Source organism: Chryseobacterium daecheongense (assembly GCF_003729955.1).
Classification (GTDB): domain Bacteria; phylum Bacteroidota; class Bacteroidia; order Flavobacteriales; family Weeksellaceae; genus Chryseobacterium; species Chryseobacterium daecheongense.
In genome coordinates this window covers 792,695-806,121 of the sequence record NZ_RJTX01000001.1, presented here as the reverse complement: position 1 = coordinate 806,121, position 13,427 = coordinate 792,695, and the positions used below count along the sequence as shown (strand labels likewise).

The window sequence follows — 13,427 nt, the reverse complement described above, 5'->3', positions numbered from 1 at the left end:
TTTTATTACTTATTGTTTATAATTGGTGAAAAATAAGTAAAATCATATTCATCTAGTTTTTTTCAATTTTGTATTTTTGTATGTTTGCGTAATAATATATGTCACAAGAAATACACTCTACCTATTCCGAAGATAATATCAGAACCCTCGATTGGCAGGAGCATATCCGCCTGCGCCCCGGTATGTACATCGGGAAGCTGGGAGATGGTTCGTCTGCGGATGATGGTATTTATATCCTATTAAAAGAAATCCTGGATAACTCTATTGATGAGTTCAGGATGAAAGCGGGAAAGAGAATTGAAATAAAACTGGATGACGGAAAAGTTACGGTTCGTGACTTTGGCCGGGGAATTCCTTTAGGGAAAGTGGTGGATGCCGTTTCCAAAATGAATACAGGAGGAAAGTATGACAGCAAAGCCTTCAAAAAATCCGTTGGTCTGAACGGGGTGGGTACCAAGGCCGTGAATGCCCTCTCAGATTATTTCAGAGTAAGATCTGTGCGTGACGGGAAAATGAAGACCGCTGAATTTTCCAGAGGAATGATTACTCAGGATTACTCGGAAACAGATACCTCCGATAGAAACGGGACTGAAATTTCATTCATTCCGGATGCTGAAATTTTCCTGCATTTCAAATACAGGAAAGAATACATTGAAAGAATGCTGCGCAATTATGCGTACCTGAATCCCGGATTGAAGATCATCTTCAATGGAGAAACCTATTATTCCGAAAACGGTCTTAAAGATCTCCTGGAGGAGGAAATGGAAAGCGAAACGCTTTATCCGATCGTTCATCTGAAAGATCATGATATTGAAGTAGCTATTACCCATTCGGATAAATCTCAGACAGAAACGTATTTCTCCTTCGTTAACGGACAAAATACAACCCAGGGAGGAACGCACTTAAATGCATTTCGTGAAGCCTATGTAAAGACCGTAAGGGAATTCTTCAATAAAAATTTTGATGCTTCGGATATCAGAAAATCCATTATTGCTGCAATCTCCATCAATGTGGAAGAGCCGGTTTTCGAATCGCAGACTAAAACAAAATTAGGTTCCAATGATATGGGTCCGCAAGGTCCTACCGTGAGAACTTTTATCATTGACTTCCTGAAAAGTAAGCTGGATAATTTCCTGCATAAAAATCCTGAGATTGCAGAAGCGATACAAAGAAAAATTTTAATTTCAGAGAGAGAAAGAAAAGAGCTTTCGGGAATTCAGAAATTAGCAAGAGAGAGAGCCAAAAAAGTTTCTCTTCACAATAAAAAGCTTCGTGACTGCCGACAGCATTATAATGACCAGAAAGCAGAAAGAAAAGCGGAAACGCAGATCTTTATCACGGAGGGAGATTCCGCATCAGGATCTATAACCAAATCCAGAGATGTGGAAACCCAGGCTGTATTTTCTTTGAAAGGGAAGCCTCTGAACTGTTATGGATTGACCAAGAAAGTAGTGTATGAAAATGAAGAGTTCAACCTGTTGCAGGCAGCATTGAATATTGAAGAAAGCCTTGAAGATTTAAGATATAATCAGGTAATTATTGCAACCGATGCTGATGTGGACGGAATGCATATCCGGTTACTGATGATTACTTTCTTTCTTCAGTTCTTTCCTGATGTGATCAAGAATGGGCACCTGTATATTCTTCAGACCCCATTGTTCAGGGTAAGAAATAAAAAGGAAACAAGATACTGTTATACAGAAGCAGAAAGAATAAAAGCACTGAATGAACTTGGAAAAAACCCGGAAATTACCCGATTCAAAGGACTTGGAGAAATTTCACCGGATGAGTTCAAGCACTTTATCGGAGCAGACATCCGTCTGGAGCCAGTAGTAATAGGGAAAGATCAGACGATTGATCAGCTCCTTGAATTTTATATGGGTAAAAATACACCGGACAGACAGGTATTTATCCTGGATAATCTGGTAGTGGAAGATCCTGATATTAATAAAAAAGAAATATTGACGGATGCGGAATAATTGAAAATAAATACAACTCAAAAAAAAACACAAATCAAATTTAATATATTATGAGATTAAGTAACCGAAACAAAGTACCGGTGTATAATTTCATTAATACAGTGTTGTTAATGATGTTATTGGGTGGCGTTGCAGCATTCTTTTTAGAAGAATACAGATTTGATGTTTTAGGAGAGGAAAGTTATTTGTTAATAATTGTACCTATTCTCTTGTTAATAGTTTATTATCTGAGCGGAAGGCAGGTTTTTGAATATGACAGTGACGGCGAAGCGCTGAACTTCAAGAACAGGAATGCATTGCCGTTTTTAGATAAGGCTTTAAGTGATGAGTTTCCTAAGTATAAACTCATGAAATATGAAGTGGTTAACTTATATTTTGTGAAAAGGTTGTATATTACTATTTCAAGTAAGAATAGTGGTTCAACCATTTTAAAGTATGAAATCTCTTATTTGACGAGAAAGGAAATAAGCGATTTAAAAGTGTCTCTGAATAAAGTTATAAAAGCTAATAACGAGAACAAAGAAGCAAGTGTAAACATAAATGATAACAGAAGAATATTCGCATGAAGGAGAGAGTCTTAAAAAAGTTTCCGGGCTGTACAAAGACTGGTTTCTTGATTATGCCTCTTATGTAATTTTAGATAGAGCCATACCATCTGTATATGATGGCTTCAAACCTGTTCAGCGAAGAATCATGCATTCCATGCGTGAGCTGGAAGACGGGCGATACAATAAAGTAGCCAATATTGTAGGAAATACAATGAAGTATCACCCTCATGGTGATGCTTCCATCACAGATGCCATGGTGCAGATCGGGCAGAAAGAACTGTTGATAGATACCCAGGGAAACTGGGGAAATATCTATACGGGAGACTCTGCTGCTGCTGCAAGATATATTGAAGCACGTTTGACACCTTTCGCGTTGGAGGTGGTCTTCAATCCTAAAACTACAGAATGGGCTAAGTCCTATGACGGAAGAAATAATGAACCTATAGACCTGCCTGTAAAATTTCCTTTGCTATTGGCACAGGGAGTTGAAGGGATTGGAGTCGGGCTTTCTACAAAGATTCTTCCGCATAATTTCAACGAATTGATTAATGCTTCCGTAGCTTACTTAAAAGGCAAGAAGTTTGAGCTATACCCAGACTTTTTAACGGCAGGCTATCTGGACGTTACCGAATATAATGACGGACACAGAGGCGGAAAAGTAAGAGCCAGAGCAAGAATTTCGCAAATAGACAAGCATTTGCTTGTGATTTCTGAGCTTCCTTTTTCCAAGACAACCAGCGATTTGATTGATTCAATCCTGAAAGCCAATGAAAAAGGGAAAATCAAAATCAAAAAAATTGAAGACAATACTTCGGATACGGTAGAAATCCTTATCCATCTTCATAATGATGTTTCTCCGGACAAGACCATAGATGCATTGTATGCATTCACAGACTGTCAGGTAACCATTTCTCCCAATGCCTGTGTGATCGTAGGAGATAAACCTATGTTCCTTAGCGTTTCCGAAATTTTGAAAATGAACACCGATCATACGGTGTCGTTGCTTAAAAAAGAGCTGGAAATAGAGCTTCATGAATTACAGGAAAGCTGGCATTTCTCTTCATTAGAAAGAATCTTTATTGAAAACAGAATCTATCATGATATTGAAGAGGTGAAAACCTGGGAAGATGTTCTGAAAACTATAGATGAGGGGCTTAAACCTCATACCGGACATCTTTTAAGAGCAGTGACGGAAGAAGATATCCTTAAACTGACTGAAATCCGAATCAAGAGAATTTCAAGATTCGATTTAGATAAATTCAAAGAAAATATTGCCGCTTTAGAAGGCAAAATAGAGCAGGTAAAGCATCATCTGAACAACCTTATTACGTATGCTATCGATTATTATCTGAATATTCAGAAGAAATACGGAAAAGGAAAAGAAAGAAAAACGGAATTAAGAATTTTTGATACCATTGATGCTACTAAAGTAGCCGTTGCCAATGAAAAATTCTATGCCAATTTCGAAGAAGGCTTTATAGGAACCTCTTTGAAAAAAGACCAATATCTTTTCGATTGTTCTGATATTGACGATATTATCACTTTCCGAAAAGACGGAAGCATGAAAGTCGTGAAAGTAGAGCCAAAAACCTTTATTGGTAAAGACATTCTTCACGTTGCCGTTTGGAAAAAGAATGATAAAAGAACGGTGTATAATATGATCTACCGTGAAGGAAAAGAAGGACCATATTATATGAAACGTTTCTCTGTGACCGGGGTCACCAGAAATACAGATTATCCTTTAGCTTCCGATAAAAAAGGTTCAGAAATGTTATATTTCTCTGCTAATCCGAACGGGGAGGCAGAAACGGTTACTGTACTGTTGAAACCGAACCCAAGAATCAGGAAAAACAAAATGGAGATCGACTTCTCCGAACTGGCCATTAAAGGAAGGGATTCCAAAGGAAATCTTGTGACCAAATATGCTGTGAAGAAAGTTGATTTGAAAGAAGAAGGAGTTTCCACCTTGGCACCTAGAAAAATATGGTTTGATGATACCGTAAGAAGGCTGAATGCAGATGCAAGAGGAACTTTATTAGGGAATTTCAAGGGTGATGATAAGATTCTGACGATCAATTCCAATGGTGAAGCCAAATTGGTGAGCTTTGATCTTGGAAACCGTTTCGATGATGAATATCTGGTTCTTGAAAAATGGAGACCGGAACAACCTGTTACCTGTATTTACTATGACGGAGAAAAGGAAATCTATTTCATTAAGAGATTTCTGCTGGAAAATACAACCAATGTACAGACTTTTATGCCTTCGGAGCATCCGAAATCATTCATCGAAAACATTATTGTAGCCAACGATTCTACCGCAGAGATTATTTTTGCTAAAGACAAAGGAAAAGAACGCGATCCTGAGATCATCAATATCGATGAGTTTATTGCGGTGAAAGGAATCAAAGCAATAGGAAACCAGTTTACGAAATTTAAGGTAAAAGCCATCAATATTACCATTCCGGAACCAGAAGAACATGAAGGTTTTGATGAAGTGGAACAAACCGAGGGACACATCAGCTTTATTGATCATGATGCTGAGGAAGGCGTAATCGGAGATTTGTTTGATGAAAGCGGAGGCGATAACGAAAATTAATTATTGAGAAATTATGAACTTAATAGTTATAATTATTATAGGCATTACATGTATTACTAGTTGGAGAGGGCTAAATGATATAAGGTTGTTCGAAAAATTTAAATTTAATGTAGCTGCTATAATATCAAAAAAAGAATATTTCAGATTAGTTAGTTCTGCATTTCTCCATGCAGATTTTATGCATCTATTTTTTAATATGTTTTCTTTATATATGTTTCAGGCTGCTGTAATATATTTTTTTGGAAACATAGGTTTTTTAATCATTTATTTTGGGTCCATGATCTTGGGTAATCTTTTCAGTTTACTGATCTATAAAAATCAAGCTTGGTATTCTGCAATCGGAGCTTCAGGCGCAGTTTCAGGAATTATATTTGCTTCAATAGCAATGGCTCCAAATGAAATAAGTGTAAATTTTCTGCCTGGTTGGATTTTTGGAGCACTATATTTTGGATATTCTGTTTATATGATGCTTAATCCAAAAGAATGGGATAACCTTGGACATTCTGCTCATTTAGGAGGAGCATTTTTTGGTCTTCTATATGCTGTATTAAATAATCCCGAATTAGCAATGAGAAATTGGTTCTATCTAGGAATAATGTCACTTCCATTGATTTATTTAAGTTATCAGATTTTTGTGAGGAAAAAAATAAGATAATACTATCTTTACTAAAATATCAAAACCAATGAACACAATAGAGTTAAACCGCTTCGTCGTTATACTGATCTATGGTTCATTGGTTTTGCTTTCTTTTTTAAAACTTACCAATCCGCTTAAGGTTAATCAAAAAGCCAATTTCTGGTTCGGAATGTTTTTATTCCTGTGGTCTACCTTTTGGCTGGATGAAATATTATCATTGGCGAAAATATCGTCTATCGATATTCATTCTATTTTTCTCATTCAGTTTGTTCAGTTTTTAACGCCTATTATATTCTTCTTTAGTGTATTGTTTTATACCAATCCGGCTTTTAAATTTAAAATTTCGGATCTGAAGTATGTAGCACTGCCTTTTATTTTCTTTGTCAATCTTTTATTGCTTAGGTCAGGAGATGTAGAATATCAACCCATTGGTGAAGTTGTATTTATTGCTTTGATCCTCTTTCAGGCAGTATTTTATACCGGACTTTCTTATCTTACGATCAGGAAACATCAGAAGAGAATCCAACAGTTTTCCGCCAATACCGAAGGAATTAATCTGAATTGGCTGGAGTATATCATTCTCGTTCTTTTCATTGTCAGTATTGTTTATGTCATTTATAATGTGTCTTATGATGCTTCAGGACTGAATATTTTCATCAACCTTGCTTTTTTTCTGGTAATCTATTTTGTAGGATATTATTCATTGAAGCAAAAAGAAATTTATCCTGTAGAAGAAAAGCAGCGTGAAGAATTAATTTCCATCAATCCAGACCCGGAAACAGAGGAAACCAAAAGAAAACTGATTTCTGATGACGACCTGTTTAAAATAAAAACACAGCTGGAAGAGCTGATGAATAGTGAAAAGCCCTATCTCGATAGTGAACTGAATCTAATTAAGCTTGCGGAACAGCTTTCCGTTTCTACCCATCATTTGTCATACGTCATCAACAAAGGATTTCAAAAGAACTTCTTCCAGTATGTAAATGAATACAGAATTGAATATGCTAAAAAATTGCTGAAAGACAACAGTAATAATAAATTGTCCATTTTAGGAATTGCCTACGAATCAGGATTCAATTCAAAAACATCTTTCAATACAACTTTTAAAAAATTGACTGATCAGACCCCTTCGGAGTTTAAAAAATAGTTCAGGTTTATAAAGTTTTACTTTTTGTGCTTTTAATTGTTTGATTTTCAGAAGATTGTTGAATTTTTATTTTTCTGTATAAAATAGGTTCATTCGGATAATCCTGAACATTCCCGGCACATTTTGAAGATACTTTTGTATCATAAAATGTAATCTTATGAATACCGGGGAATCATACGCTGTGGTAACAGGAGCCAGCCAAGGATTGGGAAAGGCGTTTGCCGAATATCTGGCCAAAAAGAAAATCAATGTTGTTCTGGTGAGTCTTCCTGATCAGAATTTGCAACAGCTTAGTGAAGAAATCGCTGAAATCTATCAGGTCAAAACACAGTATTATGAAGTAGATCTTTCTGTAAATGAAAATGTTCTGAAGCTTACCGAATGGCTGAACAATTCTTTCAATATTCATATCCTAATTAATAATGCAGGATTGGGAGGAACAAGAAGATTTACGGAAGCATCACCTCAATATATCAATACTATTTTACAGGTGAATGTGGCGGCAACATCCTTAATCACCCATCAATTGCTTCCTAATCTTTTAAAACAGCCACAATCTTATATCCTCAATGTCTCCAGTATGGCGGCTTTTTCTCCGATTGGCTTTAAAACAGTGTATCCGGCTTCAAAGACCTTCATCCATTCATTTTCAAGAGGTTTACATGAAGAATTAAAGGGGACTAATGTATTTGTGAGTGTAGTGAACCCCGGAGCGATGAAAACTAATCCGGATGTCTGTGACCGAATTGAAAAACAGGGCTTCCTGGGTAAACTAACCTTATTGGATCCGAATAAAGTGGCGGGTTACTGCATTGATCAACTTTTTAAAAAAGATTCTGTGATTATGGTGAATCCCATAAGTTGGCTGGTGATGAAAATCCTCCCCATTTGGATTAAATTACCTTTGATGACCAATGCGATTAAAAGAGAAATAGAAGCATGAAAAAAGTATTTGTTACTGGGACTACGGGACTTTTAGGAACGAATGTACTGATAAAATTATTGAATGATGGTTATAGTGTTATTGCTCTGGTGCGTAAGAAAAGCAGCGATATGGGCACGGAAAATGAAAACCTGACCTGGGTTGAAGGCGATCTTTTTACAGACATTTCTGAGCATCTGAAAGGAGTGGATTGTGTAATTCATATTGCTGCTGAAACAAGGCAGAACCTTTTGTCTTATCATGATTACAGAAAAATTAATCATGAGGCGGTGGTACACATGTTTTCTCAGGCAGTAGCAGCGGACGCTAAACGCTTCATATTCGTCAGTTCAGCCAATACATTAGGCTATGGAAGTATACAAGAGCCTGGAAATGAAAAATCTCCTCAGAAATATCCGTTTACCTGTTCTTTGTATGCAAAAAGCAAACTGGAAGCAGAACATTTTCTTTTAAAGAACAATAAAACAACAGAAGTGGTTATTGTGAATCCCTCTTTCATGATCGGAGCCTATGATCAAAAGCCTAGTTCCGGCAGAATCATTTACTGGGCCTGGAAAAAGAAAGTTGTTTTCTACCCGAAAGGCGGAAAGAACTTCGTGCATGCTGAAGATGCTGCTATTGGAATTGTCAATGCCATCGAAAAAGGAAAAAAAGGAGAAAAATATCTTTTAGCCGGGGAGAATTTGAAATATAAAGACTTTTTTAAAAAAATAAATCGTATTACCGCTCAGAATCCTTTTATGATACCAATTCCCAATACGGGATTGATTGTTTTGGGGAAAATAGGAGATGTTTTAAGAGCTTTACATATTAAAACTGATCTGAGTTCGGAAAATATGAAAGCGTTGAGAATCGATAACTTTTACTCTAACCTTAAATCTGTAGAGGAATTGGGAATCCGGTATCAGTCTATAGATAAAGCGGTGGAGGATGCTGTTGCATATTTTAAAATTAAAGAACGAAAGCTATAGCAATGATTATTTTGAAAGTCTTTCCAGGGCCTCAGGTAAACTTGTCGCAAAATTGATATGTTGGGTCGTATTACTTTCTGAAATAAAATCTTGGAAGCTTTTACTTTTGTATTGACTGAAATCACCTACAATGGCCAATGGAATACGATAGTTGGAGAATTTTTGTAAAATTTCCCCGGCAAGTTTAGTCTTCAGGTCAAAGAAATCGGAAGTGATGTTCTTTTCATGGAGGATTACTTTATCAAATCCTTGGTAATATAAATTTCCTAACAGATCCAATCCATCCTGGGCAGATTCTATCACTCTTTCATCAGAAATGATTTCAGCAATTTTTATATGATTAATAATATGTTCTTTAATTTCCATAATATTATTTTCTTCCCAAAATAAAACGGTCATTTTCAGATAAATCCTTAATCAGCTGTACATCGGTAAATGTATCAGTATACAGCGCTAAAGTTTCAGCACCCAGCTTTTGATTGATCTCTAAAAACAATAACCCGTTTTCATTCAGGCACCTTTCTGCGTCTTTGGCAATTTTCCTGTAAAAAATCAGCGCATCAGAAGTAGGAGAGAACAATGCCATGGTTGGCTCGAATTCTTTTACGGAGTCAGCAATCTCATATTCTTCATCAATCCCGATGTAAGGTGGGTTGGAAATGATGATGTCAAAATGATCGGTTAATTCATAGTTCAGATAATCCTGGTGAATAAAATGGACCTCAAGTTGATGGAATGCAGCATTTTTTCCGGCAGTCTGTAATGCTTTTTCCGAAAAATCAATGGAAGAAACTTCAGCTTCAGGAAAATGTTTTTTTAAAACAAGAGGAATAATCCCGCTTCCTGTTCCAATGTCTAAAATCTTCAATTTTTTATCAGAAAAATGATTTCGGATCTTATAGACAGCCATTTCCAGGAGCTCCTCCGTTTCCGGACGGGGAATCAGGACATTTTCATCCACAAAGAAAGTCATTCCAAAAAATTCCGTTTCTCCTAAAATATGTTGATAAGGCTTATTCGTCTTCAATTCTGCAACCATTTCAAAAAGCTTTCTTTCATCTTCCATCAACAATTCCTGATGAGAAAACCTTCTCTGATGGAATGAGTCAAATCCCGTTATTTTTTGGATAAAAATAGAACACAAAAATGCACACTCCGAGTCTGTGTAAAGATCGGAAAGCTCAGTTTTGAAATATTGCTTAAATTCTGAAATTGTCATTTATCTCGTAAAAACCAATTTCGTGTCTGTAGATTTTTCCTCATTAATCCTATACCCTTCATAATTGAATGCTTTTACATCATTCAATGTTTTCGCATTGGTTTCTGCACAGTATCTTACTACCAGTCCTCTTGCATGTTTGGTGTATACTACAATGGTTTTCAGTTTCCCGTCTTTCAGTTCGTAGAAATCAAAATCGATGACTTTATGGTTCAGCTTTTTCCTGTTGATTACTTTCCCATATTCGGTGCTGGCAAGATTCAATAGAATTTCATTCTTTTTCATTTCGGAATTCAGTTGATCCGTCACTTTTTCAGTCCAGAATTCATACAAATTTTTATACTGATCAAATTCAAAATGTCTTCCCATTTCCAATCTGTAAAGCATCACTTTATCAGAGGGTTTTAGTAGACCATATAAACCGGAAAGCATTCTGTAGTTTTTCTGTAAATAATCCACCGCATTTTTATCCAGTGTTTTCGCATCCAAACCTCGATACACTTCTCCCGTAAAAGCAAACATAGCCGGAGCAGATTCTTTTGGTTTCGGATTAGATTTCCATTTTTGGTTTCTCTCCCAGTTTTCATCTGCTAATTTCGGAGAAATTTCCATTAATTCGGAAAGATACTTTGGAGATTTATGTTTTAGATGAGATTGTATAAAGGCTGCATCTTCAATGAATTTCGGAGTAGTGGATCTCAGCAGATCCGTTGAGTTCTCTACATTCATCAATTTAGCAGGTGATGTTACTATTTTCATAAAGATTTAAATTAGAAAATGGGATGCTGGTTTCACTAAATAATACCTTTCCCTTGTCTGATGATTTCCGGTTCTCCTGAAGTCAAGTCCACAATAGTGGAAGCCATATTATCTCCATATCCGGAGTCAATGACGATATCCACCAAATGATCATATTTCTCTGCAATCAGTTCGGGATCTGTGGAATATTCAATGATTTCATCATCATCTTTAATGGAAGTTGATGCAATCGGATGTCCTAATTTTTCCACAATAAGTTGCGGTATCGGATGATCCGGAACACGGATACCAATAGTTTTATGACCTTTGTAGGCTAAAGGCAAACTTTTATTGGCATCAAGAATGAATGTGAAAGGACCCGGTAAATGACTTTTTAAAAACCTGAATACAGATGTATCAATAGGTCTTGTAAAATCGGAAAGATGGCTTAAATCATTACAGATAATAGAGAATTGAGCCTTTTCAAGCTTGATTTTTTTTAGCTGAGCCAGCTTTTCCATAGCCTTAATATCAAAAATATTACAGCCTAAGGCATATACCGTATCGGATGGATAAATGATCAATCCGCCGTTTTCTAATGTTCTAATTACCTCATTGATAAGATTTTCCTGAGGGTTTTCCGGATAAATTCTTAAGATTTTTGCCATAAAACAAAGATACGAATAATTGAATAGTTTTTATAAAACTGCTTTATTTACAGGAAAAAATTGCAGTTGTGAAAAATTATCGTATATTTGCAATCCAATATCGCGGGATGGAGCAGTAGGTAGCTCGTCGGGCTCATAACCCGAAGGTCATCGGTTCGAGTCCGGTTCCCGCTACTAAGGTAACGCAGCGGCGTTCAGAAAATATACCGCGGGGTAGAGCAGTAGGTAGCTCGTCGGGCTCATAACCCGGAGGTCGCACGTTCGAGTCGTGTCCCCGCTACCAATAGGAGAATCAGAAATGATTCTCCTTTTTTTATGTCTTCGTTAGTTTAAGTTTTTTTGATTTGAAATGGTGTATAAATTGCTGTAATAACAATAAACAATAGTTATGGCACCGAGAAATTTTAAAAAAGAAGAATTTGTCAAAGATGGTGACAGATATAAAGTAGAATTTAAAATAAAAGAAATAGGAGAAGGTGTTGATCTGATAGTGGAAAGAAGAAGGGATGATGGCGAATATGAATTGATACAGGCTGAGATCAGCAGAATGAATGACAGCATTTTTATTTTCTGGAGTGAACCTATTGATGGACGAGTAGTTTCTGATGAATACAAGCAGTTATGAAGTATAGCGAAGCAGTACAACACAAGAAAGAATCTCTGAAAAAAGCCCACGAATCTATCTTAAACGGCTATCATATTGTTATTGTTCCGGCAGATACGGATGAGAGTGCAAAATATATTGAGGACTTCCTGAAATCTCCTGAAAAGTTCAATGATGAAAGTTGCAAAAAATATTCCTCCAATGATGAATATGAAGTGGTAAGCTTTAAAAAGGAGGATGAATAGGATAATTATTATGAATTATATTTCATAATTGGAAAAAATGTCCTATATTTGCACCTGTAAAATCGCGGGATGGAGCAGTAGGTAGCTCGTCGGGCTCATAACCCGAAGGTCATCGGTTCGAGTCCGGTTCCCGCTACTAAAAAAAGAGAATCACATTGTGGTTCTCTTTTTATTTATCAGTAAACTTATTGAAATTAAATAAAGAAAAATCCCGCTTCAAGCGGGATTTTTTTATTTTTTATTGCTGAGCCATTTCGGCGTATGGTCGAAGTTTGTAATCTTCGGCTAAGGTCTGGCTTAAAAATTCTGTTTTCTGAGTTCCTTTCATTCTTCCTGCAGCATCGTTAGCATTGAAATACGATTCACTAAGTTTAGTAGTAAGTTCAGAAGGGTTAAAGTCAAATTTAGTGTCACCTTCTACCCCTAAATACCCGTTCTTTCTTGTTAGATTCGTAATATAGTTGTTGTAGTTAATTAAAGTGTTTCTTAAATACTGAGTATGGTATTGCATGCATTTCTTTGCTTTCTTAGAAGAATTGTTCAAAATACAGTTGTTCATATTCATTCTGTATAAACGCCATTCAGATTCCAGAATTCCATATTCTTTTCCCAATGCAACTTTTCCGTTTGCCAGGATATTATTGTCTCCTTCTTTTGTGCTAATGTCCTGCAAATGTTTAAGAACCAATGGGACCGTATTTTCAATTTTAGTTTTTGTTTCCCTTACAGCGCTGAAATCTGCTGCAGGTGACCCCTTCTTTTGCGCAGTCGCTACATTAAAAACAAGTAGTAATAGTACAATCAGTAAATTATATCTTTTCATGAGAAATTTTTAAAGCACTAAAATAAATATATTTTCTCACTTCTGACAAATACATTTTAATTTTATTTAATAAAAATTAACAAGTTTTAAGAATTTATACTGAATTCAAAGGTTTTGATGCAGACTGTTTAGGAGATAAATACAGTCTTTTAAAAATTTAACATATTTTAATAAAAATTATTTCACTGATATTCAATAAGTTATGTTTTTAAACACTTTATCACTAAAAAAATAGTTGTTTGGATGAGATTTATTTCTACATTTGTATAACTAATTTATTAGTGATATAGAATTAAGCTATAATTTTAT

Annotated in this window: 14 protein-coding genes and 3 tRNA genes; 12 read left to right on the top strand and 5 right to left on the bottom strand. The window is 35.8% G+C overall.

Annotation, left to right across the window (positions count from 1 at the left end; genetic code table 11):
* Positions 1–98 precede the first annotated feature (98 nt).
* The 7 genes from EGI05_RS03755 (at position 99) to EGI05_RS03725 (ending at position 8,821) form a co-directional block, all read left to right on the top strand.
* Positions 99–1,979, top strand: coding sequence for a DNA topoisomerase IV subunit B (locus EGI05_RS03755; protein WP_123261717.1), 1,881 nt, complete (start codon positions 99–101; stop codon positions 1,977–1,979).
* Positions 1,980–2,029: 50 nt separating this feature from the next.
* Positions 2,030–2,545, top strand: a complete 516-nt coding sequence (locus EGI05_RS03750) for a hypothetical protein (RefSeq protein WP_123261716.1) — start codon at positions 2,030–2,032, stop codon at positions 2,543–2,545.
* Positions 2,520–5,123: a DNA gyrase/topoisomerase IV subunit A gene (locus tag EGI05_RS03745; RefSeq protein ID WP_123261715.1), complete on the top strand. Its 2,604-nt coding sequence runs from the start codon at positions 2,520–2,522 to the stop codon at positions 5,121–5,123. The genes EGI05_RS03750 and EGI05_RS03745 overlap by 26 nt, the downstream gene beginning before the upstream one ends.
* A 13-nt stretch (positions 5,124–5,136) precedes the next feature.
* Positions 5,137–5,778 carry a rhomboid family intramembrane serine protease gene (locus tag EGI05_RS03740; protein ID WP_123261714.1) on the top strand — a complete coding sequence of 214 codons (642 nt, stop codon included), beginning with the start codon at positions 5,137–5,139 and terminating at the stop codon, positions 5,776–5,778.
* A 28-nt stretch (positions 5,779–5,806) separates the two neighbouring features.
* Positions 5,807–6,907: a helix-turn-helix domain-containing protein gene (locus EGI05_RS03735; RefSeq protein ID WP_123261713.1), complete on the top strand. Its 1,101-nt coding sequence runs from the start codon at positions 5,807–5,809 to the stop codon at positions 6,905–6,907.
* Between the two features lie 157 nt (positions 6,908–7,064).
* Positions 7,065–7,850 (top strand): SDR family NAD(P)-dependent oxidoreductase, encoded by a 786-nt coding sequence (locus tag EGI05_RS03730; RefSeq protein WP_123261712.1) that lies wholly within the window; start codon positions 7,065–7,067, stop codon positions 7,848–7,850.
* Entirely contained in the window at positions 7,847–8,821 is a 975-nt protein-coding gene (locus EGI05_RS03725) for an NAD-dependent epimerase/dehydratase family protein (RefSeq protein ID WP_123261711.1), read from the top strand. Before EGI05_RS03730 ends, EGI05_RS03725 begins: the two co-directional genes overlap by 4 nt.
* A gap of 6 nt (positions 8,822–8,827) precedes the next feature.
* Here EGI05_RS03725 and EGI05_RS03720 read toward each other — a convergent pair whose 3' ends face one another.
* Genes EGI05_RS03720 through EGI05_RS03705 form a run of 4 tightly spaced genes read right to left on the bottom strand, consistent with a single transcriptional unit; the run spans position 8,828 to position 11,446 of the window.
* Positions 8,828–9,187 carry a DUF4180 domain-containing protein gene (locus EGI05_RS03720; protein ID WP_123262564.1) on the bottom strand — a complete coding sequence of 120 codons (360 nt, stop codon included), beginning with the start codon at positions 9,185–9,187 and terminating at the stop codon, positions 8,828–8,830.
* Between the two features lie 4 nt (positions 9,188–9,191).
* Entirely contained in the window at positions 9,192–10,040 is an 849-nt protein-coding gene (prmC, locus tag EGI05_RS03715; protein ID WP_123261710.1) for a peptide chain release factor N(5)-glutamine methyltransferase, read from the bottom strand.
* The gene (gene yaaA, locus EGI05_RS03710; protein ID WP_123261709.1) at positions 10,041–10,799 is read right to left on the bottom strand and encodes a peroxide stress protein YaaA; all 759 of its coding nucleotides are present in this window, start codon (positions 10,797–10,799) and stop codon (positions 10,041–10,043) included.
* 35 nt (positions 10,800–10,834) lie between these two features.
* On the bottom strand, positions 10,835–11,446 hold the full coding sequence (locus EGI05_RS03705) for an L-threonylcarbamoyladenylate synthase (protein ID WP_123261708.1): 612 nt from the start codon (positions 11,444–11,446) through the stop codon (positions 10,835–10,837).
* 101 nt (positions 11,447–11,547) lie between these two features.
* Between EGI05_RS03705 and EGI05_RS03700 the strand changes: the two genes are divergently transcribed.
* From EGI05_RS03700 to EGI05_RS03680, 5 genes are all read left to right on the top strand, one after another.
* A tRNA-Met gene (locus tag EGI05_RS03700) sits at positions 11,548–11,620 on the top strand.
* A 33-nt stretch (positions 11,621–11,653) separates the two neighbouring features.
* A tRNA-Met gene (locus tag EGI05_RS03695) sits at positions 11,654–11,729 on the top strand.
* 105 nt (positions 11,730–11,834) lie between these two features.
* A complete protein-coding gene (locus tag EGI05_RS03690; protein ID WP_123261707.1) occupies positions 11,835–12,071 on the top strand; it encodes a glutathione synthase in 237 nt (78 codons plus the stop codon).
* Positions 12,068–12,295: a hypothetical protein gene (locus EGI05_RS03685; RefSeq protein WP_123261706.1), complete on the top strand. Its 228-nt coding sequence runs from the start codon at positions 12,068–12,070 to the stop codon at positions 12,293–12,295. Before EGI05_RS03690 ends, EGI05_RS03685 begins: the two co-directional genes overlap by 4 nt.
* A 63-nt stretch (positions 12,296–12,358) precedes the next feature.
* Positions 12,359–12,431 (top strand) — tRNA-Met (locus EGI05_RS03680).
* Between the two features lie 102 nt (positions 12,432–12,533).
* On the opposite strand, the gene EGI05_RS03675 is transcribed toward EGI05_RS03680, so the two are convergent.
* Positions 12,534–13,118 carry a hypothetical protein gene (locus tag EGI05_RS03675; RefSeq protein ID WP_123261705.1) on the bottom strand — a complete coding sequence of 195 codons (585 nt, stop codon included), beginning with the start codon at positions 13,116–13,118 and terminating at the stop codon, positions 12,534–12,536.
* Positions 13,119–13,427: the final 309 nt, after the last annotated feature.

Excerpts from the sequence above, each read along its gene's own strand:
- EGI05_RS03705 (WP_123261708.1), bottom strand. The coding sequence starts at position 11,446 with ATGGCAAAAATCTTAAGAATTTATCCGGAAAACCCTCAGGAAAATCTT.
- EGI05_RS03720 (WP_123262564.1), bottom strand. The coding sequence starts at position 9,187 with ATGGAAATTAAAGAACATATTATTAATCATATAAAAATTGCTGAAATC.
- EGI05_RS03740 (WP_123261714.1), top strand. The coding sequence starts at position 5,137 with ATGAACTTAATAGTTATAATTATTATAGGCATTACATGTATTACTAGT.
- prmC (WP_123261710.1), bottom strand. The coding sequence starts at position 10,040 with ATGACAATTTCAGAATTTAAGCAATATTTCAAAACTGAGCTTTCCGAT.
- EGI05_RS03690 (WP_123261707.1), top strand. The coding sequence starts at position 11,835 with ATGGCACCGAGAAATTTTAAAAAAGAAGAATTTGTCAAAGATGGTGAC.
- EGI05_RS03745 (WP_123261715.1), top strand. The coding sequence starts at position 2,520 with ATGATAACAGAAGAATATTCGCATGAAGGAGAGAGTCTTAAAAAAGTT.
- EGI05_RS03725 (WP_123261711.1), top strand. The coding sequence starts at position 7,847 with ATGAAAAAAGTATTTGTTACTGGGACTACGGGACTTTTAGGAACGAAT.
- EGI05_RS03750 (WP_123261716.1), top strand. The coding sequence starts at position 2,030 with ATGAGATTAAGTAACCGAAACAAAGTACCGGTGTATAATTTCATTAAT.
- yaaA (WP_123261709.1), bottom strand. The coding sequence starts at position 10,799 with ATGAAAATAGTAACATCACCTGCTAAATTGATGAATGTAGAGAACTCA.
- EGI05_RS03675 (WP_123261705.1), bottom strand. The coding sequence starts at position 13,118 with ATGAAAAGATATAATTTACTGATTGTACTATTACTACTTGTTTTTAAT.
- EGI05_RS03735 (WP_123261713.1), top strand. The coding sequence starts at position 5,807 with ATGAACACAATAGAGTTAAACCGCTTCGTCGTTATACTGATCTATGGT.
- EGI05_RS03755 (WP_123261717.1), top strand. The coding sequence starts at position 99 with ATGTCACAAGAAATACACTCTACCTATTCCGAAGATAATATCAGAACC.
- EGI05_RS03730 (WP_123261712.1), top strand. The coding sequence starts at position 7,065 with ATGAATACCGGGGAATCATACGCTGTGGTAACAGGAGCCAGCCAAGGA.
- EGI05_RS03685 (WP_123261706.1), top strand. The coding sequence starts at position 12,068 with ATGAAGTATAGCGAAGCAGTACAACACAAGAAAGAATCTCTGAAAAAA.